At 42.2% G+C, this 26,791-nt stretch carries 12 protein-coding genes; 7 read left to right on the forward strand and 5 right to left on the reverse strand.

All coding sequences use genetic code 11. From position 1 onward, the window contains the following. Window positions 1-4,536, forward strand: a complete 4,536-nt coding sequence (locus tag HMPREF9007_RS16415; protein WP_008760993.1) for a two-component regulator propeller domain-containing protein — start codon at window positions 1-3, stop codon at window positions 4,534-4,536. 883 nt (window positions 4,537-5,419) lie between these two features. On the opposite strand, the gene HMPREF9007_RS16410 is transcribed toward HMPREF9007_RS16415, so the two are convergent. From HMPREF9007_RS16410 to HMPREF9007_RS16390, 5 genes are all read right to left on the reverse strand, one after another. After that, complete coding sequence (locus tag HMPREF9007_RS16410; RefSeq protein WP_008760994.1) at window positions 5,420-6,997, reverse strand: DUF5123 domain-containing protein; 1,578 nt, start codon at window positions 6,995-6,997, stop codon at window positions 5,420-5,422. 13 nt (window positions 6,998-7,010) lie between these two features. After that, entirely contained in the window at window positions 7,011-8,831 is a 1,821-nt protein-coding gene (locus HMPREF9007_RS16405) for a RagB/SusD family nutrient uptake outer membrane protein (protein WP_008760995.1), read from the reverse strand. 19 nt (window positions 8,832-8,850) lie between these two features. Beyond that, entirely contained in the window at window positions 8,851-12,072 is a 3,222-nt protein-coding gene (locus HMPREF9007_RS16400) for a TonB-dependent receptor (RefSeq protein WP_008760996.1), read from the reverse strand. A gap of 219 nt (window positions 12,073-12,291) precedes the next feature. Continuing rightward, window positions 12,292-13,785 carry a pectate lyase gene (locus HMPREF9007_RS16395; RefSeq protein ID WP_008760997.1) on the reverse strand — a complete coding sequence of 498 codons (1,494 nt, stop codon included), beginning with the start codon at window positions 13,783-13,785 and terminating at the stop codon, window positions 12,292-12,294. 6 nt (window positions 13,786-13,791) lie between these two features. After that, window positions 13,792-15,363 carry a pectate lyase gene (locus HMPREF9007_RS16390; RefSeq protein ID WP_008760998.1) on the reverse strand — a complete coding sequence of 524 codons (1,572 nt, stop codon included), beginning with the start codon at window positions 15,361-15,363 and terminating at the stop codon, window positions 13,792-13,794. A 283-nt stretch (window positions 15,364-15,646) separates the two neighbouring features. Between HMPREF9007_RS16390 and HMPREF9007_RS16385 the strand changes: the two genes are divergently transcribed. The 6 genes from HMPREF9007_RS16385 to HMPREF9007_RS16360 all read left to right on the forward strand — a co-directional run bounded on the left by HMPREF9007_RS16385 (window position 15,647) and on the right by HMPREF9007_RS16360 (window position 26,629). Continuing rightward, window positions 15,647-16,441 carry a LiaF domain-containing protein gene (locus HMPREF9007_RS16385; RefSeq protein ID WP_008760999.1) on the forward strand — a complete coding sequence of 265 codons (795 nt, stop codon included), beginning with the start codon at window positions 15,647-15,649 and terminating at the stop codon, window positions 16,439-16,441. Window positions 16,442-16,444: 3 nt separating this feature from the next. Then, on the forward strand, window positions 16,445-17,257 hold the full coding sequence (locus HMPREF9007_RS16380; protein WP_008761000.1) for a LytTR family DNA-binding domain-containing protein: 813 nt from the start codon (window positions 16,445-16,447) through the stop codon (window positions 17,255-17,257). A gap of 627 nt (window positions 17,258-17,884) precedes the next feature. After that, a complete protein-coding gene (locus tag HMPREF9007_RS16375; protein ID WP_008761001.1) occupies window positions 17,885-19,387 on the forward strand; it encodes a pectate lyase in 1,503 nt (500 codons plus the stop codon). Between the two features lie 29 nt (window positions 19,388-19,416). Then, a complete protein-coding gene (locus HMPREF9007_RS16370) occupies window positions 19,417-21,084 on the forward strand; it encodes a fibronectin type III domain-containing protein (protein ID WP_008761002.1) in 1,668 nt (555 codons plus the stop codon). 26 nt (window positions 21,085-21,110) lie between these two features. After that, window positions 21,111-24,539 (forward strand): TonB-dependent receptor, encoded by a 3,429-nt coding sequence (locus HMPREF9007_RS16365; protein ID WP_008761003.1) that lies wholly within the window; start codon window positions 21,111-21,113, stop codon window positions 24,537-24,539. Between the two features lie 14 nt (window positions 24,540-24,553). Next, on the forward strand, window positions 24,554-26,629 hold the full coding sequence (locus HMPREF9007_RS16360) for a RagB/SusD family nutrient uptake outer membrane protein (protein WP_008761004.1): 2,076 nt from the start codon (window positions 24,554-24,556) through the stop codon (window positions 26,627-26,629). Window positions 26,630-26,791 lie beyond the last annotated feature (162 nt).

The following is a 26,791-nucleotide window of genomic DNA, read 5'->3' on the forward strand; positions in this document are numbered from 1 at the left end:
ATGATAAAAAGAATCTTATATCTAATTCTTTTGTGCCTGACCGCGCCTGTAGTGCAGGCACAACAACACAGTTTTTTCACCCATTATTCTACCGAGGATGGGTTGTCTCAAAACACGGTGATGAGCATGTTGCAGGATCACAAAGACAACCTTTGGTTTGCCACATGGGATGGAATCAATCGTTTTGATGGCTATAACTTTAAAACTTATAAAGCACGTCAGGGCAATTACATCAGTCTGACCAATAACCGTGCCGACCGGATGTATGAAGACCGGTACGGCTTTCTGTGGTTATTGACTTATGACAACCGTGTCCACCGTTTTGACCCGAAAACGGAGACGTTCGAACAGGTTCCGGCAGCAGGTGAAGAGGGTAGTACATACAACATTCACGCTATTCAGGTATTGCCCGATGGTACGGTCTGGCTGCTGACGGAGCATGATGGAGCTATCCGTGTAGTCACGCTTCCTCAGAAGAATTATACAACGAAATCAGATATTTATTCAACGAAGTCCGGTCTGTTTCCTGCCGATCACTTTTATCAGGTCTATCAGGACAAAGCCAGCAATCACTGGCTGCTGACTGATAACGGTTTGGGAATGATACGCCCCGGTGAGCAGCAACCCGTGAACTTCTTTGTGGAGACGAAAGGGAAACAAGACGGCATGAATCAGGCATTTTATGCGGTCCGGGAATGTGAAGACGATATCTGCTTTGCTTCAGACAGAGGGAGAATCTGGTGTTATCAGAAACAGGGCGGAGAGTTTCGCCTGCTCGAACTTCCGACGAAAGCCCGCATTACTTCTATACACACCGTGAGCAATGGCAATACTGTAGTGACAACAGATTCGGACGGGTTCTTTCTTTGCAACCTGAAGACAAACAAACATACGCATTATTCTCCCGTGACCTGTAAGGAATTGTCTGCACAACCGATTCTTTCGGCTTATGTAGACCGCACGTCAGAGGTATGGTTCGAACAGGAAGAGCCGGGAGTTGTCGTTCATTTTAATCCTGCCACCGGCGTGGTAAGGCGTGAGCAGATGCGGGTGGAATATAGTAACGCCGATCGTTCGCGTCCCGCTTTTCATATCCATGAAGATGTACACGGGCATATATGGGTACATCCTTATGGCGGAGGATTCTCCTATTTTGATCGTGACCGGAACTGTCTCGTTCCTTTTTATGATGATTTGGGCAGTAACAACTGGCGCTTTTCTAACAAGATACATGCCGCTTTTTCTGATAAACAGGGGAATTTGTGGCTTTGTACCCACTCCAAAGGACTGGAGAAAGTAACATTCCGCAACGTACCGTTTTCAATGCTGACTCCCGTTCCGCATGAATATGAATCTTTGAGCAACGAAGTGCGGTCGGTATGCGAAGATAAACAGGGGAATTTGTGGGTCGGACTGAAGGACGGAATGATCCGCCTGTACGACTCGAACCGGAAATTCATAGGGCATCTGACAGGTAATGGAACCATTTCGATGACAGGTACACCTATGGAGGGTACAGCCTATTTCATTATGCAGGATTCAAAAGGGATTATCTGGATTGCTACCAAAGGAAACGGTCTGGTGCGTGCCGAACAGATTTCTCCCACAAGTATGTCTTATAAACTGACCCGTTATCAGCACGACTCCAACGATATGTACAGTCTGAGTGACAACAATGTATATTGTGTTTATGAAGATCATCATGGTCGTATCTGGGCGGCTACTTTTGCAGGCGGTATCAACTATATTTCCCAGGGAGAACATGGAGAGACCGTCTTTATCAACCACCGGAATAATCTGAAAGGATATCCGATTGATGTCTGTTACAAAGCACGTTTTATCACTTCGGATAATAACGGACGCCTTTGGGTAGGTACTACCACAGGCGCCGTTGCCTTTGATGAGAATTTCAAAAAGCCGGAAGATATACAGTTCCACCACTTCTCGCGTGTCCCGAACGATACGAAGAGTCTAAGTAATAATGACGTGCATTGGATTATCGCTACCCAGCAGAAGGAACTCTATCTGGCTACTTTCGGAGGGGGACTGAATAAACTGATTTCCATCAGCGAAAACGGTCACGGTGAATTTAAATCCTACTCAGTGCTCGACGGACTTTCTTCGGACGTCTTGCTTTCCATCCGTGAAGATCATAAACAGAACCTTTGGATCAGTACGGAAAATGGAATCTGTAAGTTTGTTCCTTCCGGCGAGCGTTTTGAGAATTACGATGAACGTAGTATCAGTTTCCGTGTCCGTTTCAGTGAAGCGGCTTCTACGCTGACATCCGGCGGAGATATGTTGTTTGGAACCAGCAACGGATTATTCATGTTCACTCCGGATTCTATCCGGAAGAGTAGCTATGTGCCTCCTGTAGTTTTTTCTAAGTTGATGGTAGCGAATGAAGATGTAATTCCGGGAGAGAAGTCCATATTGAAAGTCGATTTGGATGATACACAGGAACTGGTGCTTTCTCATGATGAGAATATCTTTTCCGTTCAGTATGCTGCACTCGATTATACGAATCCGCAGAACATACAGTACGCATACATTCTCGATGGTTTCGAGAAGCAGTGGACTTTTGCCGACCGGCAAAGAAGCGTGACTTATACTAACCTTCCGAAGGGAGATTATATATTCCGTGTCCGTTCTACCAATAGTGACGGGGTGTGGGTGGACAATGAGCGCATCTTGAACATTACGATTCTCCCTTCTTTCTGGGAGACGCCTTTGGCGTATGTGCTGTATGTCTGCTTTGTGCTGCTGATTATTTTTGTTGCGGTTTATATCCTGTTTACCATTTATCGGTTGAAGCATGAGGTGTCTGTAGAACAACAGATTTCTGATATCAAGCTGCGCTTCTTTACGAATATATCCCATGAACTCCGTACTCCTCTGACATTGATTGCAGGTCCGGTGGAACAAGTTCTGAAGAACGATAAACTGCCGGCTGATGCACGGGAACAGCTGGTAGTGGTCGAACGGAATACCAACCGTATGCTTCGTCTGGTCAATCAGATTCTGGACTTTCGTAAGATTCAGAACAAGAAGATGAAGATGCAGGTACAACAGTTGAATGTCGTTGCCTTTGTCCGCAAGATTATGGATAATTTTGAGTCGGTGGCGGAAGAACACAACATCGATTTCCTTTTCCAGACAGAGAAAGAGGCTTTGAATCTTTGGGTGGATGCCGATAAGTTTGAAAAGATTGTGTTTAACCTTCTGTCCAATGCGTTTAAATATACTCCTAATGGGAAAATGATCACCGTCTTTATCCGTGAAGATGAGGGCACGGTGTCTGTCGGCGTACAGGATCAGGGGATTGGTATTGCCGAAAATAAACGTAAGTCTCTCTTTGTACGCTTTGAGAACCTGGTGGACAAGAATATTTTCAATCAGGCAAGCTCCGGCATCGGTCTTTCTTTGGTGAAGGAACTGGTAGAGATGCACAAGGCTACGATTTCCGTTGACAGCCGGCTCGGTGAGGGAAGTTGTTTTAAAGTGGACTTTCTGAAGGGCAAAGAGCATTATAATAGTTCAGTGGAATTTATTCTCGAAGATTCGGTTGCTCCGCTGAGCATGGAACGTATTGTGGATATCGCTAATTCTTCGCTTCAGACAGAAGCTGCCATCGCAGATGCACCGGACCTGGAAGTATCTGCTGTCAAAGAAGAGGCTGAGGAAAGCAGTTCGAAAGAGCTTATGTTGCTGGTAGAGGATAATCAGGAATTGCGTTCCTTCCTGCGCAGTATTTTCGCTTCAACTTATCGGGTGGTAGAGGCTTCCGAGGGTATGGAGGGATGGAGCAAGGCTTTGAAGTATCTGCCGGATATTATTATCAGCGACGTCATGATGCCGGAGAAAGACGGTATCGAAATGACGCGTGAACTTCGTGCGGATATGACGACCAGTCATATTCCTATTATCCTGCTTACTGCCAAGACGACGATAGAAAGTAAATTGGAAGGACTGGAATATGGGGCGGATGATTATATTACCAAGCCTTTTAGTGCGACTTATCTTCAGGCTCGTGTGGAGAACCTGCTGATGCAGCGTAAGAAACTGCAAAATTTCTATCGTGATAGTCTGACGCATGTGACGGTGTCTGAAACTCCGGTTGCTCAAGGGGAGACTTTAGCAGGTCATGCATCTGCTGAACCCGATAGTGTTGCAGCGGAAGAGCCTGTGATGCCGGAAATGTCTCCTAACGATCGTAAATTTATGGATAAACTGGTTGATTTGATGGAGCAGAATATGGATAACGGGGAATTGGTAGTGGATGATTTGGTTCGTGAACTGGCTGTCAGCCGTTCGGTGTTCTTCAAGAAACTAAAAACGCTTACGGGACTGGCCCCTATCGAGTTCATAAAGGAAATGCGTATCAAGCGTGCCGCACAATTGATTGAAACGGGAGAGTTTAATATGACTCAGATTTCTTATATGGTCGGTATCAATGACCCGCGTTATTTCAGTAAATGTTTTAAGGCGCAGGTCGGTATGACTCCGACAGAGTATCGGGAGAAAGTCGGTCGGTAATTGGAGCTTTTTGCAGTTTTATCTCCTTAGAAGTTTCATTGAATAAATAGCGTTCAGCCGTTTCAGCTTTCTTCGGAAAAGCCTTGATAGAAGGTGATAGCGGCTGAAGGCACCATTTCGTACCCTTGCGTAGACGTGCTCTGAGCGGGGGGGCGTGGTTTCAGTTCTTTCAGGTTTATAGTTTGAGTTTCTGCTTTTATAGTCGATAAGCTATGTATATCTTAAATTCTGAACAAAGGCTGGTTGATATGTAGGCAAAGGCTGACTGACGTACGGGCAAAGGCTCGCTGACGTGTAGGCTTAGGCTTGCTGACCTCCGAGCTAAAGTTTGCTGACAAATAAGGTGAGAATGATAGAAACAGCGCTGAAAATATGATGAATAAATAGAGCCTCTGTTTAAGTAAAACAGACCTTTTACTTTTAGTAAATAGAACTTCTGATTGGAACAAACGCAGGCTCTGTTTTTGAAACTGAAAGAGCTGAATGCTGAAACCTCTTTTCAGAGACTACTGCTTTCAGCTGTATCTCCTTCTGATAGGGCTTTTGCGGAGATAACTGAAAGAACTGAATACCTGGATTTCAACTTTATTTAGTAGGTGGCTGATTCTTTCATTGTTAGCCTGCCAAGCAGGCTTTTTATTTGTATTAGAGTAAATAGAAAGAAGTACAAGAGTTGTTATGATGATGTACTAGAGTCACTCCAAGGATATAGAAGATTTAAGGAAAAGATGTATAAGAATTGGATGAATGATGTACAAGACGGGAGTGAATCATGCACTTCTTTGGAAGAATATAAAAAGATAGCGATATTCGAATCCGGACATCGCTATCTTTTTATATACAGTGTCTGAAACAGACACTTAGGGTTTATTAATTATCAGATTTATTCTTTAATCCATCTAGGGTCGCCAGCTTTGGAATCTTTGATATCTTCAGCTCCAACAGTGAAATCTCCACTTTCAGGATTTGTGAATTTAGGGTCTATTTCTGTAGCATTACATGCTGACGGGTCTGTATAAAGTCCATTGGTTGCATCCCATAGGTTGGCACTGTTATGGTAGTAATTCTTAGAATAGCTAGCCTGAGCTTTCATCTTTCCCTTCTTTGCCCAGTATCCTAATGTTCCGACACCGATTTGGGAGAATACACATCTCTCAACAGTTAATTTGCCTGTAGAAGTAGAAACCTTATCCATTAAGAACAATCCATTATTATTGCTGCCGCCATCATAAGAGCATACTTTGTAGAAAGTGCAATTGGTTACATTTACAGTAGCTGATGTCATATTACAACGTAGGAAGGTACGTATACCATTACTAAAGGTTGAGTTTTGGATAGTTAATGTTCCTAATATCGTATTGGCTCGAAGGTCGAAGCCGTCACCACCGGAACCTGTAATATTATCTGCCCAGCAGTTCTCAAACAAGGCTGTTCCTAAAGTTGCCGTTACATTACAGTAAAGAATCTGATTCTTATAGTTTCTGATTTCGCAACCGCTGACTGTTAAAGTTGAAATATTAGCTCCACCTTGCAACTCTATGAAGTTTGAAACCAACTCTTCTGCTCCCGGAGTGTCACCACGGAAAATTACATTGTTGATTTCTATGGAAGAAGCGCCGGCTTCAGCTTGTAAGCGGCCATAGATGGTAGGCATGTTTGCCTTGTCATAACCGCTGATGATAACAGATTTGTTTAGTGCATAATCTCCCAAAACAAACGAACCGGATACAAGAACGATGTTTGCACCATCTGCTGCTCCTTCGAGTACGGTAGCAAGATCATCACCTTCATATACAGGAGTCTTTCCCTGAAAGTCAATGGCTGTTTTAAATGTAACGGTACCACGGAGCTTATCTACATTGTATAACTTGGCTGTATACGATGTGCTTTCTTCCAGTCCGTCTATATAAGCCTTTTTGTTGGCTATATCTGTACTTTTCAGAGTATATGTTATGTCTGCTTTTCCATCTGCACTCAGCACGATTTTGGTTGCCGTTGCATCAATAGCATCCCATGTAAGCGTTACTGCATGTGCTTCTATATTTTCGTCTTTCACAGAATTGAAGATATTCTCTGCTTCTGTCATGAAGGAAACAGCCGACCATTTTGATTCATTGATCTCTTCACTCAAGGCTCTGATTCTTGCTGTATATTGAGTTTCACCCAATAGTCCTTCTACAGTATATGTGTTGTCCGTAATCCCTTCATATGTTTTCGGAGTACCTTCGAAAGTCATATCTTGATTTTCATAAAGCTCGATCGTATATGATGTGGCATTTGTCACTTCTGTCCATTTAAACTTTACATTTGTCTTTTTCTGGATAACAGCTTCTACATTTGTCGGTGAGAATAATCGGTCAAATATTCCCGTCGTGACTTCGTCATCCGGTTCTGAACAGCTTACTGTAAAGGCAGACAGAACCAGGCTAAATAATACTGTATATATATAATTCTTTTTCATAATTCATTCATCATTAATAGTCATAATCGTTTGTTAGCACACCGTTACTTCCGTCTATAAATACTTTCCAGATAGGCCAGAATTGCTTGGTATCGGGATTGTTATCATACAATTGGTCAATAAGCAGCAAAGCAGCAGCCTGGTCTGCAGATTCTTTCGGTACAATCCATTCCTTACTTTTAGAGTAGCCTAATGTTTGTCCTATTTCATCTGTATCTCCATGGTTTAATCCATACATTTTGTAGGAAGTTGCATCTGTTCCATCCAAGCCCTCATTATAATAGATTTTCAAAGGAAGATCAGCGTATTCACCTTCACGGTTATATAATCGTGTCATTTTCTCTTTGGCTTCATTCATTTTACTTCCTAGAAGATTCCAACGGATCAGGTCGACTTTGCGTATTGCTTCTCCTGCAAATTCAAATTTACGCTCGTCTACAATTACGTTAAAGAATGCATCCTGACTGGCTTTTGCCTTCGTTAATATAGCACTTGCTTTTTCGGCCGGGTATGAACGGTCGAGGATTGCTTTCAAATATTTTCCTGCATCAGACGATCCTTTAGGACCTTCCAGTTCATTGATAGCTTCTGCTGCCATTAAATAAATATCAGCCATACGCATTACTTGCCAGTTCATGCCATCATCATTTGAAGAGTCAACTACACGGTTCATCCACTCGAAACGAACTTTACCAAAACTCCATCCACCCCAGCATTTATTGGGTGCTTTCCAGGCAATGTCTCCATCGTTGTCACTTGTCCATTTAAAAGGTACACAAGTGATATCACGACGAACATCTTCTACATCATAATCATAAAACAAAGTCGGAATAGGGCCGTTTATGCCTCCTTTGGCAAGTTTTGTCCATTGGTCTTTCTTTTCGTGTTTCACTCCCCAAGTGTAGATGACACGTCCACGGGATGCCGAAAATGGAATCTCGAAAATAGATTCTGCTCCTGCAATTGTTCCTTCAGCACATAGTGCTTTAAAGTTAGCTTCAAATGTGCCTAATGTGTTATAGCCTTTGCTGATGATGTCCAGACATTCATTTTTTGCAATTGTATATAGTTCCTGTCTTTCTGTTGCATCTTCTGTATTGTAACGGATCCCATCCGGATGTTGTGAGTAACCTGCCGCAAATAATGCAATTCTCGCACGTAATCCTTTGGTGAAGGTTTGGCTTACTCGTTCTGTTGATTTAGTAAAGCTGTTTTCGTTAGGCCAGCCTACGTAGTCTTGTGCTATAAGTAAGTCGTTCAACAGTCTTCTCATGATAACCATACGGTCGGTCTTAGGCAAGTCGATTGTTTCTGTGGTGTTGGGCTCAAAACGGGCAGGGACATCACCGAACGCTTTAATCAGATCGAAATAGATAAAAGCTCTTAAGGTCAATAGTTCACCGTAAAACTGGCGCATATTGGCGCTACTCATATCGCTGTACTCGTCCATACCGGTTATAGCGCTGTTTGCACGTTCTATGGCTTCATAAAGTTTGGCCCAAACGTTGTTGTCCGTATTCATGTATTGATTATCGGTAGTGGCATTGTATGTTACCAAGGCTCCTTCTTTATCAGTGAAAGCTCCTTTCTTCCCCGTATTATTCCAGATTTCACAGTCGCTGTTGACTCCGAAGTAGGCAATATAACGTCCACGATAAGAGTTTGTTTCACCGAATGACTGGTGCAGTCCCATCACTACATCATTGACCAAAGCCTCGTTAGAAAAAACTTCTGTCTTTTCCATAGATGACTTTTTGGAAGTATCTAATATGTCATCACAAGAAGAAAAAGCAAATAGTGATGCTGCTAATGCTGTATATAATATTTTTTTCATTACTTACTAGTTTTACTGATTAAAAATTAAGGTTCAAACCGATTACAAACTGACGGCTCTTAGGATATGCTGAATAGTCTACACCCGGAGTCAGTTGGCTGCCATTTCTGCGGCAAGTAGAAACTTCCGGATCGTAACCGCTATATCCCGTGATACAGAACAGATTGTATCCCGTTACATAGAAACGAAGGTTATTGATTCCAACTTTCTTGGTTAGATGAGCAGGCAGAGTATATCCCAATGTCAAAGTGCTCAGACGAAGGTATGAACCGTCTTCAACAGCCCAATCCGAGAATACGAATTTGCTCATATAAGGTGACCACATCGTGGTGTTCTCGTTCATTTGCGCCAATTGGTTCATGTCTGTTACCAAATTGCCGTTTCCGTCAATATTAGTCCAACGTTTTGCAGCGGACATTTCAGAAGTCATGTTTCTGTATAAGTACTTGGAAGTAGAAGTTGTTTCGATCTTATTAGCGTTATAGATGTCGTTACCATAGCTCCATGTAAAGTTGGCTGCCAGGTCGAAACCATATAGGCGGGCATTGATGTTGAATCCACCTGTATGCAGGGGATTGGCATCGCCAATGATCGTTTTATCCTTTTCACCATTCGCATCTCCACTATTATCCAAATCTTTTAGTTTCATCATACCTGGGCGCGCAGTTCCTACGGCAGAAGATTTGTTGACGTCTTTCTTCAGAGTCCAGGTATCGGTTGTTGCATCATAACTCTCAAAATCGGAAACCTCATAACGTCCGGCACTTACATAACCATACATTTTTCCAACAGAACCACCTACTTCCGGCAAGAAATCCTGACCTATTTCTGTAGAAGCCCAATAAGATTGTGCTTGTTCGTTAGTAAGCTTCTGTAAAGAACCGAGAGATTTGATCTTATTTTTATTAAAACTGATATTGGCTCCAATGCTCAGACCAAAATTCTTTTTATCAACGGCTACCCAGTTGACGCTGGCTTCAAGACCTTTGTTTTCAGTCTCGCCCATGTTACGGTATTGGTAGTTATAACCAGTTCCGGATGTCGGGAACATAATTAACAGGTCTTTTGTATTATTCCAGTAGCCTTCAATTGTTCCGCTTAATCTGCCTCCTAAAGTAGTGAAATCCAAACCGACATTTCTTGTAATGGTTGTTTCCCAGGTGAGATCGCTGTTTGCCATATATTTGCTTGGAGCAATGTAGGAATTGACACCATTGATCCATGGAGTTTTATTTAACTCATATAATTGAGAGATCTGTCCCGAAGGAATATTATTGTTTCCGGCTGTACCATAGCTAAAGCGGAGCTTCAGGTCATCCAACCAATTTTTGGTATTCTCCATGAATGATTCAGAAGATATACGCCATGCGACAGCGGCAGAAGGGAAGAATCCCCATTGGTTACCTTTGGCAAACTTCGAAGAACCATCGGCACGGAAAGTGGCGCTAAACAAGTATTTGCTGTCAAAGTCATAGTTTGCACGTCCGAAGAATGAGAACAACACATCATCCGGATAACCATAATTGGTCACTTCATATGGGTTTCCTTTTGTGGAATAGTTGATGCAGTCGTCTGCCGTATATTCAGTCGGGAAGCCATGTACAACGTTTCTTAATTCTCTCTCTCTGGTAACAATATATTCTTGACCAGCCAATAGGTTTAAATGGTTTTTGTTATTCTTAAAGAACTTCTTGAAGTCATAACTTAAGGTGTTTGTACTGCGGAAGGCAGTTCTTGTACCACGAGTAAAAGAAATAGCAGGTTTACTCTTATCTTCATCGTCTACGTTATTTCTTACATAGTAAGTAGTCACACCATAATAGCGGTCTGCATTATTTCGATAATCGTCATAACCAACTTCTGCTTTTAGTTTTAAATCTTTGATTATTTCCCAAGTGATAGAGCCGGCAAGGTTATAGTTGATACGTTCTTTGCGGGTGTCATTATCTCTTAGGGAGATTAACGGATTAATCAATAGAGAATTGGCATCTTCTTCGTCTGCATTGAGTGCATCAGAGATACCAGGTACAGGATATGGAGTATACAACAAAGAATATTTCAGGCGTTTGTCCGTGTTCAATGAACTGTTGGCATCGTTGGAACCTCCACCATTGATTTTGGTTTTGGAAAAGCGTGCTGAAAAATCTAAAGAAACGTTCTTCAGAGGCTTGTGATTCAATTTTAAATTGAGGTTATCACGTGCATAGTCAGACATTTGCATGATAGCTTTATCATCAATATGAGAGTAGCTGAACGAATATTTGAACTTATCGCTACCACCATTGATGCTTAGATTGTGATTAAATGAATGTCCGGTACGTCCGAAAGTTAAATCCTGCCAGTCATTGGTAGCTACGTTGTCATACATGTCAAGGTCTTGATAATTACCAAAATACTTGATATAATCATCATTCTTATTTGTAAGTTGAGCCAGTTCATACTGCCATTTGGTATAATCGCTTGCGGAAAGTACATCTAATGTTTTTGCCACTTTTTTCCACGCATAATAAGCATTGTAGCTAACACTGACTTTGCCTTCTTTACCACTCTTGGTAGTAACAATAATTACACCATTAGCACCACGTGCACCGTAGATAGCAGTTGAAGAAGCGTCTTTCAATACATCGATTGATTCAATATCTGTAGGTGGAATATCTGAGATACTTTCCACTGGAAATCCGTCTACAATAAAGAGAGGTTCGTTACTTTGTGTGATTGAACCACCTCCACGTACGCGAATACTCATTTGTGCGTCAGGAGAGCCCTCTGTAGTTGTAATTTGTACACCTGCCATTTTTCCTTGCAATGCTTCAGTCGCAGACGCTACAGGAATGGCTGCTAAAGTTTCTGAATTAACGGATGCTACTGATCCTGTTATGTCTTTACGCTTGGCAGTACCATAACCGATAACTACAACTTCATCCAACGCTTTTGCATCATCTGATAGTGTAACATCAATCTTGCTTTTTCCTTTGATTGCGATTTCCTGCGTTTTCATACCAATATATGAAATAACTACAGTGGCGTTGGCAGGAACCTTTAGAGAGAAATTACCATCAAAATTTGTGATTGTACCATTGGTAGTATTCCCTTTTTCTACAATGGAAGCACCGATAATCGGTTCTCCGGTTGTGTCTTTCACATTACCATTTAAGGTAATAGTCTGCGCTGATACGCTGAGCGATAATGCTGCGAAAATCATTAGCAGCAAAGTGCGCATGTTTTTCATTCCTTTAGGCATCTTTTGTTCTTTTATATTAGATTATTAATATTCGAGTGTGTCCACTCTTAGAGTTCTCACTGGTGCAAAATTATGTTTTTGGGGCTTGTGGGATGTGTAATATTTGTTTTTACGATAGTATTTTTTGTTTTTCCGGCATAAAATAAATAAAGACGAGCGTTTATGGGGAAATGTACTCTCGTCTTAATCTTTTATAACTGTTTATTCGGGCTTTTAGTTTTATTTTTTAGAATCCGCAGGATACAGATGATTCACCAGTTCATTCAGATATACCTCCAGATTGGTGTATTCTTTACTCAAACCATATTGTGCGCCGTCGCTTGGATCATTCGGATTCAGATTGTACTTTTTCTCCCATTCGTCCGGTATGCCATCTCCGTCGGAGTCGGTTGGGGTCGGTTCGGATTTATATTCGGGCCAGCCTCCTACATCTATCGGTTGGTCAACCATTCCGTTGGTGCTTCCATGAGACCCTTCATAAGTGTAATTCCCTTTGCGGGTTTCTTCTACGATTCGTTGGTCTACGGCATCGCGGCGGTGAGAAGCTCCGGCAAATTGCAGTACATCTTTATAGGCTTTCTTTGCCGGTTGCAATGAAGTATGCTCTGCTATATCAAATGCTTTTTTGGATAATAAATTCTTTTCCGGTGCGAAGTCGTTCTTGACGATCAGACCAAATGTATTATCCATATTGACTTTATAAAGAGCTTCTTTCTGCTTGTCAGTCAGGCTGGGACAGGTGGCGTCCATAAAGTTTCCTTTGAAGTGGAAGATTCCATGTACCCCTGCCTCATTTTGATTTTTGCCGTCGTCTGCATAAGCGGTGAACAGGCGTCGGTATGAACCTTTGGTAGCACTATAGGGCCCCGGCTTATAGTAATTATTGAGAAAGTTGTACGAACCGCCTTCACCGGCATAAGCCCCGTCACTACCATAATTGTAGATTACATTATTGAATAATTCCACCTTTTCTTCTTCCGGTTTGCCGGTATAACGGCTGCCGCAGAGTCGTGGAGTACGATTGGTGTGATGTGCCAGCAGATTATGATGGAAGGATGCTTTTTGTCCACCCCAGATGCCACCATAGCCATGTGCTCCTTTCTCATGAATAGAGTTGGCGAGGCTTTCGCTGATGATACACCATTGAAGGGTGAATTGACTGTTATCATAGAAAGTGGCACATTCATCCGTACACCAGCTCAGAGAGCAATGGTCTATGATTATGTTACTGTTTCCTTTGGTACTGTTCATTGCATCGTCACCTTTTTGCTTGATGTCCGCTCCCATACGTGAACGGATAAAGCGGACAATCACATTGTCTGCTTGAATGGAAAAGGTGTAGTTCTTCAGACAGATGCCATCTCCGGGAGCTGTTTGACCTGCGATTGTCACATCTCCATTGCTGAGTTTTAAAGGCTTCTGCAATTCAATGATGCCGCTGACTGCGAAAACGATTGTACGGGGGCCTTTTTTGTTGATAGCCCAGCGGAAAGTTCCTTCCGAACCGTCATCTGCCAGTGAAGTTACAGTGTATACTGTTCCACCGGCACCTCCTGTTGTATATTTCCCTGCACCGTCGGCACCCGGGAAGGCTGGAACTTTTGAACGGTCGGGAGTAATATTCTCTTTGTACGAATTGTTAGTATTTGTATTCCCTTGAATAGAAGGGAGCATAAATAAGGCACATAGCCCTATCAGGATTTTTTTGTTCATAGCTACTTAGTTATTGGTTGGGTATAAGGAATTTACCAAACTATTCAGATAGACTTCAAGGTTGGTATATTCCTTGCTTAAGTTATATTTGTTTCCGTCACTACTGTCGTTGGGATTCAGTCCGTTGGCTGTTTCCCATTCGTCCGGTATCCCGTCTTTGTCACTATCCTGCTGTGCGGTGGTAGTGGATGCGTATTCACTCCATCCTTCCACATCAGCTTGTGTATCGATCAGTCCGTTCGTTCCTCCGTTTGAGCCTGTGTATGTGAAAGTGCCTTCCTGGGTTTCTTTTACAATACGTTCATCGATATGGTCACGCAGGTTGGAAACACCAGCGTATAGTAATACAGACTGATAGGCATCTTGTGCAGACTGAACGAACGAATAATCATCTAAGATAGGAAAACGTGAAGATACAAGCAAATCTTTTGTTGAAACTTCGTTGTTTTTTACGCAAAAAGCGGTTGAGGAGGTATTATCTGCATTTGCATTGGTCAATTCTGTCTTTTGTGAATTAGATAACTTCTCATGTGTTTCGAAATAATTCCCGTTTACATAGAATTTTCCATATACTCCTTTTGCCTGTTGATTCTTGCCATCATCCAGATAAGCGGTGAAAATACGGCAATGTACTTTCGCTATGGCATTAACAGGTCCCGGTTTATAATAGTTATTCATGATATTATAAGAACCTCCCTCTCCCGCATAGGCCCCTTCGCCAGTCCAATTATAGATTACATTATTGCATAAATCGACTTTTTCCATATCCTCTCTGTTGGAGTAGCGACTTCCGCAGAGGCGGGGCGTGCGGTTACTATGGTGAGCCAGCAGATTATGGTGGAAGGTTGCAGGGCTGCCTCCCCATATTCCACCATATCCATGTCCTCCTTTGTTATGAAGAGAATTTGTCAGACTCTCGCTGATGATACACCATTGCATGGTAAAGTCGGTATTTCCATAAAATGAAGTACATTCGTCCGTACTCCAGCTCATTGAGCAATGGTCGATAATAATATTCCTTTTGCCGGGATAAGAATCTTGATACCCATTCATCGAATCATCTTCCGTCTTACATTCATCCCCCATACGTGAACGGATAAATCGGATAATGACATTGTTTGCGTTGACACGTAAAGTGTAATTTTTCAGGCAAATACCGGGGTGGGGAGCAGTTTGACCTGCAATGGTTATATCGTCATTCTTTATTTGCAACTGTTTGGTTAAAGGGATGACTCCACCTACAGCGAATACAATCGTTCTTTTGCCCGACTTCTCTATCGCCCAACGGAGAGTACCTTCTGAACCGTCATCTTTGAGAGAAGTTACTGTATATACTGTTCCTCCGGCTCCACCACTAGTTCGTTTTCCGGCTCCTTCGGCACCGGGAAAAGCTGCGACTGTCGAACGGTCGGGAGTCGGATACTCCGGCAGCTGATCCTCTCCCGAATCATCCGGATCAGTAGAATCTCCCGGCTGTTCTGTTGGAGGATTTGTGTCCTGTTCGAGATTTTCTTCCGAACAGGCTGTGAATGATATGAAGACAGATGCAAGAAAAGCTCCTAAAAAAGTTTTATTCATGGCATTAGTTCTTTAAAATATTGGTTGTACTCACGTATTGTGTTAATTATATGGTTGCAAATGTATAGGGAAGAAAAGACGTCGGTGTGCAATATTTGTTTTTCACATTGTATTTTTTGTTATTAGATTCAATTAGAGCATAATTTATTGCGCTTTACTCTGTTCCATTCACCGATTTTTATCCGGTATTCATCGGTTTACTGACCGGAAATCATCTGAAAAGCCTGTAAGAGCACAAAGAAATGATGTATCTTTGAACCATCAATCATTAATCATAGAAACGATGGAACAGAAATCTAAATTCTCATCTCCTACAGGTTTTTCAGGAAAACTTTTGGTAGCTTCATTATTTATCCTTTCAGGGATTTTGTTGTTCGCCCGCAATATGGGTTGGATTACTGCTGAATTATTTAGTATAATAGTATCATGGTATTCTCTTTTTATTATAATGGGAATTTATTCGATGATACGCCGTCATTTTGTTGGTGGAATTATCCTTGTATTGATAGGTGTTTATTTTTTGCTAGGAGGTCTTTCATGGCTGCCTGAGAATTCTCAGGCAATGGTCTGGCCCTTAGCTTTGATCATAGTCGGAGTTTTATTTCTTTTTAAATCCGGACACAGAGGACCATGGAATGATAAACAGCGTATGTTTCGTGACCATAGAGAATGGATGAAACATGGACATTATGGTCATGCGGGTATGAACTTTGCCAACAATCAGCAGCAAAGTGAATCGGAAGATGGCTTTCTGCGTTCTGATAACACTTTTGGAGCTGCACGTCATGTTGTGCTTGATGAACTTTTTAAAGGAGCAGTCGTCCGTACCTCTTGTGGAGGAACAACGATTGACCTGCGCCATACTCATATCGCACCGGGAGAAACATACATCGATTTGGATTGCAGCTGGGGAGGCATCGAAATATATGTCCCTTCTGACTGGAAAGTAGTATTTAAGTGCAATGCTTTCTTTGGCGGTTGTGATGACAAACGCTGGCAAAACGGGAATATTAACAAGGAAAGTGTATTAGTCATTCGGGGAAGGCTTTCTTTTGGCGGACTGGAAGTTAAAGACTAACGTATGAAAACACATCCGATTATAGATTATCCTTATCGTTGGGTGCCGGTACTGGTGGTAGCGCTGGTTCTGGTGGTAGCTCAGGTAATGATAATGAGTGTATACACAGGTGCGGACTATGTGCCTGCTGTCATAGACGGAATAGCGACAATCGGTTGGTTGATGGCATTAGGTTATTTGGTCTGGTTTGTTGTCGGAGTAGTCTCTATCTTTCAGACGGAAGTCATTACTCTGGTGGCAGGAATACTGATCTGGATAGCCGGCAGCTTTATGGTTTACGATATTGTAACAAGGATAGCCGGTATACCCTATATCACTTTTGCGTCTACCATCCCTTTTCGTCTGTTGTTTGGCATTCCGACCTGGGTTGCCATTCTTCTTTGGTATCGTTTGATTGTCGCTAAAGAAGATGCACTGAATCAGGAACTGGAAAAAGAATTGATAATGCATCAACCGGTTAGCCTGCCGGAAGAACCGCAGATAGAGCAGATCGACCGTATCACAGTGAAAGACGGTTCGAAAATTCATTTGATTAAAACGGATGAATTAATCTACATACAAGCATGCGGAGACTACGTTATGCTGATTACTCCTTCGGGGGAATATCTGAAGGAACAGACGATGAAGTATTTTGAGACTCATTTGCCTTCCGATACCTTTGTTCGTGTCCATCGCTCAACGATTGTCAATGTCACTCAAATCTCCCGTGTAGAATTGTTTGGGAAGGAAACGTACCAGCTATTATTGAAAAATGGGGTTAAACTTCGGGTAAGCCTTTCGGGTTACAGGTTATTAAAAGAACGTTTAGGACTATAAGAAATAGCTATTTGATCAACGGATGATTCATTTTCGTTCGTTATCAGCTAAAATTTGAGTGTCCATCAGGCGGCTAGCATTTAGAGTAATGAATGCTAGTCGCCTGATGGACACTTTTATTCTAATCCAAGCAAATACTGAAAATGACTAGTCGAAATTACTATGTAAAGTAAAATATGGAATTTTTGGTATTTTAATCCCAAAATCTCGTATCTGATATTTTAGTGATAAAATAGTGCACCTAAACGCTCAAAAAGTCCCCTCGCTTTATGTTTTATATAACTTCTTTTGCACATATGAAACAAAAAATAAGAACTATAAACCAGGAATATTAATGAATAAACATAAGATAATTCCTGTTTCAATTTTCCCCATGTTTTCAACGATTGATTTGCATGTAATATAAGTATTGATTAGATAGTAATATGTATTAACTTTAAATTGAAATGAATGAAAAATTGTGCATTTATTAAGAAATGGAAATCCTGGTATCAACGCTTTCCTGTGCTTATTAGAACGACGTTTGTGGTAACTCCAGTCTTTTTCAGACGTTACCTGGTACAATATCCTTTTTGTGCTTGTCTTTTATTTTTAGGGGCGTGTACCGATGTCAAAGGGTTTACTAATATGGAGTTAGGTCCCTATGCGAAAGGACCGGAGGTATTAAAGGCTTTCCCTACAGCTGAAGGCTTCGGTAAAAATGCTACGGGAGGTCGTGGAGGAAAAGTCGTTATAGTGACCAATACCAACGATGACGGAGAGGGCTCTTTTAGATGGGCATTGCAGCAATGCTCACAAAACGAAGCAACTACTGTTGTTTTTGCAGTTTCGGGCAAAATAGAATTAAAGTCGGAAATCCGTTGCAAAGCTAAGAACTTCACGCTGGCTGGACAAACAGCTCCCGGTGATGGTGTTTGTATCATAAAGAATGAAATAAATTTTGGTGGTTCGGAGAACTTTATTATTCGGTATATGCGTTTTCGTGTCGGTGAAAAAGATGCGAGTGGAAAGGAACATAATGCTGCCTGTCTGCGGGTGGAAAATGCGAATAACTTTATAATTGACCACTGTTCCTTCAGCTGGGCTAGTGAAGAGAATACCGATTTTATTGATACTCATTTTTCTACAGTGCAATGGTGCATTTCCAGCGAGGGGCTTTATTATTCGGTCAATAAAAAAGGTGCACGTGCTTATGGTGGTGCGTGGGGAGGAACTTCATCTACTTATCACCATAATCTGTTTGCTCATTGTAATAGCCGGACACCATTGATGAATGGCGCACGGGGGAAGGATCCTGGACAGGATATCGTTGTTTATATGGAATATATTAATAATGTGAATTATAATTGGGGTAGCCAAATGGCTACTTATGGAGGTATGGACGAGTCTCAAGATCCGGAACATCATGGATGGTCATGTAACTTTGTGAATAATTATTATAAACCGGGGCCCGCTACGACAGCCCGGGTAAAAGAACTGAAATTCTTCCGGCAATCAAGCGCCCGTGAACCCAATAAGGCACCTTTGCGTGCCGTTTCAAAGTGGTACTTTCATGGTAATGTAATGGAGGGTAATTCTCAACTGACTTCCGACAATTGGGAAGGTGTATATACGGATGGTAATTATCCTTATTCTATCGATGAGATGAAAGCTTCTTCTTTCATTATTCCTTCAGGGAAAGAGAATTATGAACAATATTGGTTCGACTGGGAATCATACACTTTATCTGACCAATATGAATCTGCGGAGAAAGCTTATCAATCTGTGTTGGCTGATAAAAGTGGTGCCGGCGCATTTCCCCGTGATAAAGTAGATGCGCGTATTGTAAAAGAAGTGAAGAGCGGACTTTGTACTTATACAGGAGCCGGAGACGCCAATAGTGGTGCTATCCCGGGCATAATAAATAGCCCGGATGAGGCTGAAGGTCTGGATGGACTGACGTATAAAACCAGCGGAACCATTACGGATGCGGATCAGGATGGCATGGATGATGCCTGGGAGAAAAAGGTTGGTTTGGACCCTGCTAATCCGGAAGACCGTAACAGGACAACAGAGGTTGGTTATACAGCTTTGGAAGTATATCTTAATAGTCTGGTAGGTGAAAGTATTTCCTACAACTTTAAGAAGTGAAATCAGTGTTAATATTAAAATAGAATGCTATGAATTTATTGAAATTAATGACAGTAGGGTGCCTGTTAAGTTGTTTTTCAGGACTGATGACAAGCTGTTCGGACGATGATGATGCCGGCTCAAAAGTATTGTTACGACCGGTTACTGCTATGGAGATAGTGCAAAACAAGGCATATCTTAGTTGGAAAAGCGTAGAAGGAGCGACCGAATATATCGTTGAGGTGTATAAGGTGGTGGATAAAGGGGAAGAACTTTATAAGACGGAGACCGTGCCGGGTGACCGTTCTTCCTGTGTGATAGATTTAGACTGGGAAGAAAACTACAAGTTTAAGGTGAAATGTGAAGGTAACGGAAGGCTGTCCGGTTATTGGGAAACAGAGGTGACGGGTGTTCTTTACCGCCCTTTGTCGATAGAGTTAGGAGAAGCTCGTACTATAGATACACAGGCTCTTATTTCGTGGATGCCTAATGATACTGTTGTGATTACAGCTCTGACTGCTGTTCCGATGGGGCTGGAGACTGTTAATTTTCAAGATATAAAGGTTTATAACGTTTCTTCCGAAGAATATCTGGCCGGCTCCAAAATTATAGATGATTTAACTCCGGAGACTTCTTATCGTGTTAGTTTTTATTCGGGTGATGAACAGAGTTCGGATACTTATCAGGCACGCATAGAAGTAAAGACAACTGTAACCGAAAATCTGGATGAAGATTATGGGACGGCAAACCGGATAGATTTGCGTAACGAAGCATTTGATCCTGATTATTTTAATAAACTTGACTGGAACTCTCTGGCAGAAGGTACAACCTTTGTGCTTCCGGCAGGTAAGACGTACGTGTTGAATAGTGGAGAAACTGTTATTGAGTTTGCACATTCAGTTCATTTTGTTACTCCGCAAACGTTGGAAGATTATCCGACATTTAGTTTTGATAACGCTTTCCGTATAGTAGAAGGCGGAGTTGTAGACAAGGTTACTTTTAAACGCATCAATCTTAGGGCTTCCAAATCATTAAGTGAGGTTGCTGATAACAGTTTGAGTGGTAAACAAGTGATTTGTCCGGAGTCCGATGTTTTTCTGATTAACACGATTGATTTCACTAATTGCTATATTGAGAATTTCCGTTCTATTGTCCGTTCAAAAAAGGCTACAGGAAATGTAGGAGCTATTGCTTTCAAAGAATGTACCATTAACGCAATCGGTAATCAGGGTATAGTTTCGACTGATGGCAAAAATGGAAATTACATCAATGATGTCTCTTTTGATGAGTGTACTATCACTAATATTTGCGGTATTGCAGATTTGCGGAATAGTAGCAGCGGAAAGAGTATTTCGATTACAAACACTACATTCTGTTATGCGCCGATGGAAAACTCCTTCTTATTCCGGGTAGATCCGAGTATTGCTGTCAAGATTGAAAATTGTGTATTTGGCGGTTCCATGAAAATAGATGGAAAACTTCCGAAATTTAATGAACTGGGGTCCGGAGGACAGGATGATTATACCGGCGTATATCCTTTCAGTTCGGTTAATAGTTTTCAGGCTAATGATCGTACCTCAAGCAAAGGAAACCTCGGACTGAGTGATTCTAAAATGTCAACTACCACTCTGTTCACTGCTCCGGGGACTAACAATTTTAAATTGAACGAGTTATTCACAGGTTGTTCCAGCGTAGGTGCTTCAAAATGGAGACGATGAACCGCGCATTAAATAATATATATAATATGAATAAACACATTGTATTGATGAAGTTCAAAAGTTCTTCATTCATTAAAAAGGTAGGAGTGTTATTGTGTTTCGTAGCATTTGCGCTGTCAGCTAACGCACAGACCCGAAAGGTTACAGGACAGATAGTGGACGAAAGTGGTCAGCCGATTATCGGAGCTACTATACGGTTACAGGATGCTACGACAGGTACTATTACTGATATTGACGGTCACTTTTCGCTGAATGTGCCGGATGGAAAAAAGGTGGTAATATCTTATATCGGATATCTGAAACAAGTAATCCTGCCGAAAGGCGATACTTTGAAAGTCATTCTTCAGGAAGATAACCAGAAACTTGATGAAGTAGTCGTAGTAGGTTACGGTAGTATGAAACAGAAAAACATTACCGGTTCCGTATCGACTATTTCTGCTGAAGAACTGGAAGATCTTCCGGTATCCAATCTTTCGGAAGCCTTGCAGGGAATGGTGAATGGCTTGAATGTACAGTTAGGCTCCAGCCGTCCGGGTACGAATGCCAATGAGGTTTATATCCGTCAGAACCGGACTTTCACCGGAATATCCAAGGATGGTGGTAATTCCACCCCTTTGATTATTATTGATGATGTCATTCAGTTAGGAACGAATGGTCAGCCGAGTATGGAGCAGTTTAATATGCTGGACCCTTCGGAAGTAGAAAGTATAACTGTGTTACGTGATGCCAGCGCAGCGATTTACGGTTCTCGTGCTGCCAATGGTGCAATTCTTGTAAAGACCAAAAGAGGGAAAAAAGGAGTACCTGTTATTTCCTATTCAGGTAAATTTGCCGTGAATGATGCCGTTAGTCATTCCAAGGTGCTGAAAGGTTCTGCTTATGGACGTTTCTATAATGCTTTGGCGATAGGTTCCAATAAAGCGAGTGGTTATGATGACCTCGACGTGCTGTATAGTGATATGGAACTGGCTGAGATGGACAACCTGAATTATGATTGGCTGGATAAAGCAGGTTGGAAATCGGCTTTCCAACAGACACATACACTGAATGTTACCGGTGGAAGTGAACGTGCTACATATTATGCCGGAGCTACTTATTTTGACCAGGGAGCTAATTTGGGTGATCAAAGCTATAAGCGTTATACTTACCGTGCCGGTGTTGATGTGCGTTTGACGAATGATATTAAATTATCAGCCACGGTTGCCGGTAATGAGGGTAAATCCGATCAGATCTATACAAAAGGGGCTCGCTTTAAACTGTACGGGATGAGTGGAAGTACGGAAAAATCAGACTATAGTGCTTTGCATCATATGCCCAACCATATGCCTTGGAGTGTGACTTTACCGGATGAGAACGGGCAAGATCAGGAATATTGGTTGGGACCTATAGAGAATACATATAGTAGTCCGAGTTTTAATAGAGATTATGTCACTTCCTGGAATTATTTTGCGTTGAATAATAGTGGTTCGTTCAGTAAGAACAGAAGCAACAGCTGGAATGCTGATATCTCATTGACCTACGAAGTTCCTTTTGTGAAAGGTTTGTCACTCCGTGCCACTTATTCGTCTTCGCACTCAAGTGAAGCAACCGAGCAGGCTAGTTTCCCTTATGAACTGGCGTATGTAGGCGGCAGAATGCCTGCCGATCAGCATTTGGTTTATACCATCCCGAGCAGTTCCTTTAAAACGGCTATCTTTGATAAAAACAGTACATTATCATTTAAAGATAAACAGGCGGAAAGACGTCAGATGAACTTTTACGTAAACTATGACCGTACGTTTGGCCAACATAGCATTTCGGCTATGGCTTCCATCGAGCGTTATGAATCATTCTATGATTCTCGTGATATTGAATATGCCGATCTGGCTCATGACATTTCTGATACTTATCTGGGAGTCGGCGGTCCCTCCATCGTCGGGCCGGACGGCAAGTCAGCTCTGGCTTCCGACAATACAGTGACGCTTAAAGGTGAATCGGGCTCGCTTTCTTACTTGGGACGTGTGGCATATTCTTATGCTGACCGCTATATGTTGCAGTTTATTTTCCGTTCGGACGCTTCGACTAAGTTTGCTCCGGAGAATTACTGGGGATTCTTTCCCGGTATCTCTGCAGGATGGATCATGTCTGAAGAATCATGGTTCAAACGCTCGCTTCCTTGGTTTGAATTCTTGAAGGTACGTGCATCCTGGGGACGTACGGGACGTGACAACATCAAAATGTGGAAATGGAAAGAACAGTACAAGATGGACTTGAAAGGAATGCAGTTCGGTGCCGAAAGCGGAAAGCCAGGTACCAGTCTGATCCCACAGTCATCTCCGAACCGTAATGTGAAATGGGATGTTTCCGACAAGTTTAATCTTGGTTTTGATACTCGTTTTTTTGATGGTCGTTTAAGTGCGGTATTCGATTTCTACTATGATATCAATGATAACATCTTGAATCAGTTTATGGCTAGCCAACCGGGAATTCCCGTGTATGCCGGTGGTTCGTATGCTGAAGAAAATTTTGGCCGTGTTGATACATATGGCGGCGAGTTGTCTTTGACATGGCGTGACAAGGTAGGACAGGTGAACTATAATATCGGTATGGATTTCGGTCTGAACGGTAGTAGAGTGAAAGAGTGGGTGCCGGGTTTGCGCTATAACAAATATCCGTCCAGCTCAAGCTGGGAGGAAGGAATGTCTACTTATCTGCCGGTATGGGGATTCAAGGTATGGAAAGGAACCTCGAATGGTGACGGAATTTTGCGTACGCAGGATGATATTAACAGGTATTGGTCTTATCTGGAATCATATACTCCCGAAGGCGGACAAACTAAATATCTGGATAAGACAAGTAAAGACGATTTGCGTCCGGGTATGCTGGCTTACCAGGATTTAGGGGGCGAAATGGTCAATGGAGTTCAACAAGGTCCCAACGGACAGATTGTATTGGAACAGGATTATGGAAAGTTATGTGAAAAGAATAAGACTTATAATGTATCGACAAGACTGGGTGCCAGCTGGAAAGGACTTGCTATCAGTGCCAATATCGCTACTTCATGGGGTGGAGTACGCTTTATAGATCGTGCTTCTATGGGTGGTAATAAGAGTACAATGATATGGGCGCCGGATTCTTTCTGGGGAGATATGTTTGACGAAATGTACAATCCGAATGGTAAATACCCTAACTTGGGAACAGAATCTCTGATTTCCAGTTCGGCTATCGCCAACTCTGATTTCTGGATGATTAGTACCTTCCGTTGTTACATACGTAATCTGTCTGTCAGCTATACACTTCCTAAAAAGTGGATTGCTCCGTTGAAAATGTCGGCTGTCCGTCTGAATCTGACCGGTAATAATTTGTGGGATTTGTACAATCCGTACCCTAACCATTACCGTAATATGTATGATGCTTCTTCTACAGATTATCCTACTTTAAGAACTTGGTCATTAGGTGTTAATGTTACATTTTAATAATTGTGTCAACGATGAAAAAGAAAAACTTTTTATATACAGGAACTTTAGCCCTCGGTATGTTTATGTCCGGTTGCAGTGATTCATTTTTGGATATGAATAATTACGGAGCTTATGATGATTTTAATTCTGAAACGAAAATCACCTGGTATCTGGCCGGATTATATCAGACTAGTTTTGAAAACTATACATCTCCGACGTCTCAGTATTTGGGATTGTATACTTCTTATGCGCAGGATTTTAACGAATTCACGGATGAGATGTGGGGAATCACGTCTACCAGCCGGATTGACCCGAGTACGCAATATTCGACCATTGATGATATAAAAACACAGACAGATGTATCCAGCGGTAAAAGTTACGACCCGTTGTTTGCCGGTTATTTCGGCAAGGCACTAGGTTCAAGTGTTACAAACAATGCTTATACGCGTATACGTAACTGCAATATCCTGCTTCGTGACATTGATGCTTCCTCGGTTTCGCAGGATACCAAAGATAAGGCAAAAGGGCAGGCCCTCTTTCTACGTGCCATGCAGTTGTTTGATTTGGTTCGTATGTATGGTTGCGTACCTATTGTGACAACAGTGCTGAATGCTGAGGTGACCGATGCAGGACTGCCAAGAGCCTCTGTGACCCAATGTGTGGAACAGATTGTGAAAGACTTGACCGATGCGGCCGCTTTGCTGCCGGATGAATGGGGAACAAACGATTACGGACGTCTCACACGTGGCGGAGCATTGGCATACAAGAGCCGTGTGTTATTATTCTATGCCAGCCCCATCTTTAATAAGAATTGGAATGATCCGGGCAACCTTCGTTGGCAAAAAGCCCTGGAAGCTACTCAGAACGCTATTTCCGGTATTACTGCCAGTGGATTGGACGGTGTGACGGATGCTGCAAGCTGGAGTAAAATATTGGCGGATGACGATAATGAACATTCTAACAGAGAAACATTAGTTGTCCGACTATTGGCTAAGGAAAGCAACTCGTCATTAGGTTACAAGAATAATCGCTGGGAGAAGAATATCCGTTTGAGTTCTCAAGGAGGAAGCGGTGGAAAAGGTGCTCCTATTGAGTTGATCGATGTATTCCCTATGGCTGACGGTACACTTCCTGATGCCGCTCATCAGGTTACCGAAGGTAGTTTGCGCTTTATGGAAAACCGTGATCCGCGTTTCTACCAGACATTTGCCTTTAATGGTTTGAAGTGGGGACATAAAGATGTCACCAATGATACGGTCTGGGCTTATCGTTGGCGAACTTCGGAGTCAACTACCAGCGGCTTTGCCTATAGTGAAGGAGTAAATATAACCAGTCCGGTATTCGTACGTAAGATGAGTGGACTCAATACTGCTTCTGCCAACAACTACGAAGCTTCGGGAGTGCATATCTATGATTTCCGTTATGCGGAATTGCAATTGAATCTTGCCGAGTGTTATGCGGCAACCAATCAGATTGATTTATGTAAACAGGCAATCGGGAAATTGCGTGCGCGGGTTGGGATTCCTTCCACTAATAATTACGGTTTGGATACTTATGTGTTTGACCGGGCATCGGCGTTGGCTGCCTGTTTGCGTGAACGTCAGGTCGAACTGGCATATGAAGGCAAAAGATATTGGGATATTTGGCGTTGGATGCTTTATGATGGAGGACGGGGAGAAGCTATGCAGTTGAGTACCACTAATACCTGTTCATTCCTGGGAGTAACTCCGTTGACCGAAAGATATCGTACAGCTAAATATGTGGATGTAAAAGATGGATATACTCCAGGCAGTAAAGATGTGTTGTCGGAACTGCGTAAGAATATATTTGCAGACCCTGAATCTGCCGATTTCCAGAAGCAACTTAAAGAAGTGGCTGATTTTTGGGAGTCTAATTTCCAGTACGGGGAGCCCAATGTGCAACCTGATAAGAACAACAGCAATGAATGGATTAAGATCGGATGGCGATCTAATTATTATATAATGGGTCTGTCAAAAGATATTTTGGACAATAACTCCTGGCTCGGACAGACCAAAGGCTGGACAGACCAAAATGGTGCTGCCGGAACTATAGATTGGCAAGATGATGAAACTCTGACCATAGATTAAAACTGTTTTCAGGATTAGATTAAGGGCCATAGTAAGGAAGAATTTTATAATACTTTTCTACTATGGCTTTTTTATGAATTATTTTCCGGAGATATACTTTGTTTGAGTACAATTTTAATAGACGAACAGGTAAATGACTATTTTTTACTCCTAATCTGTCAA

The sequence above is a fragment of the Bacteroides sp. 1_1_14 genome, from assembly GCF_000162515.1.
Lineage (GTDB): Bacteria > Bacteroidota > Bacteroidia > Bacteroidales > Bacteroidaceae > Bacteroides > Bacteroides thetaiotaomicron.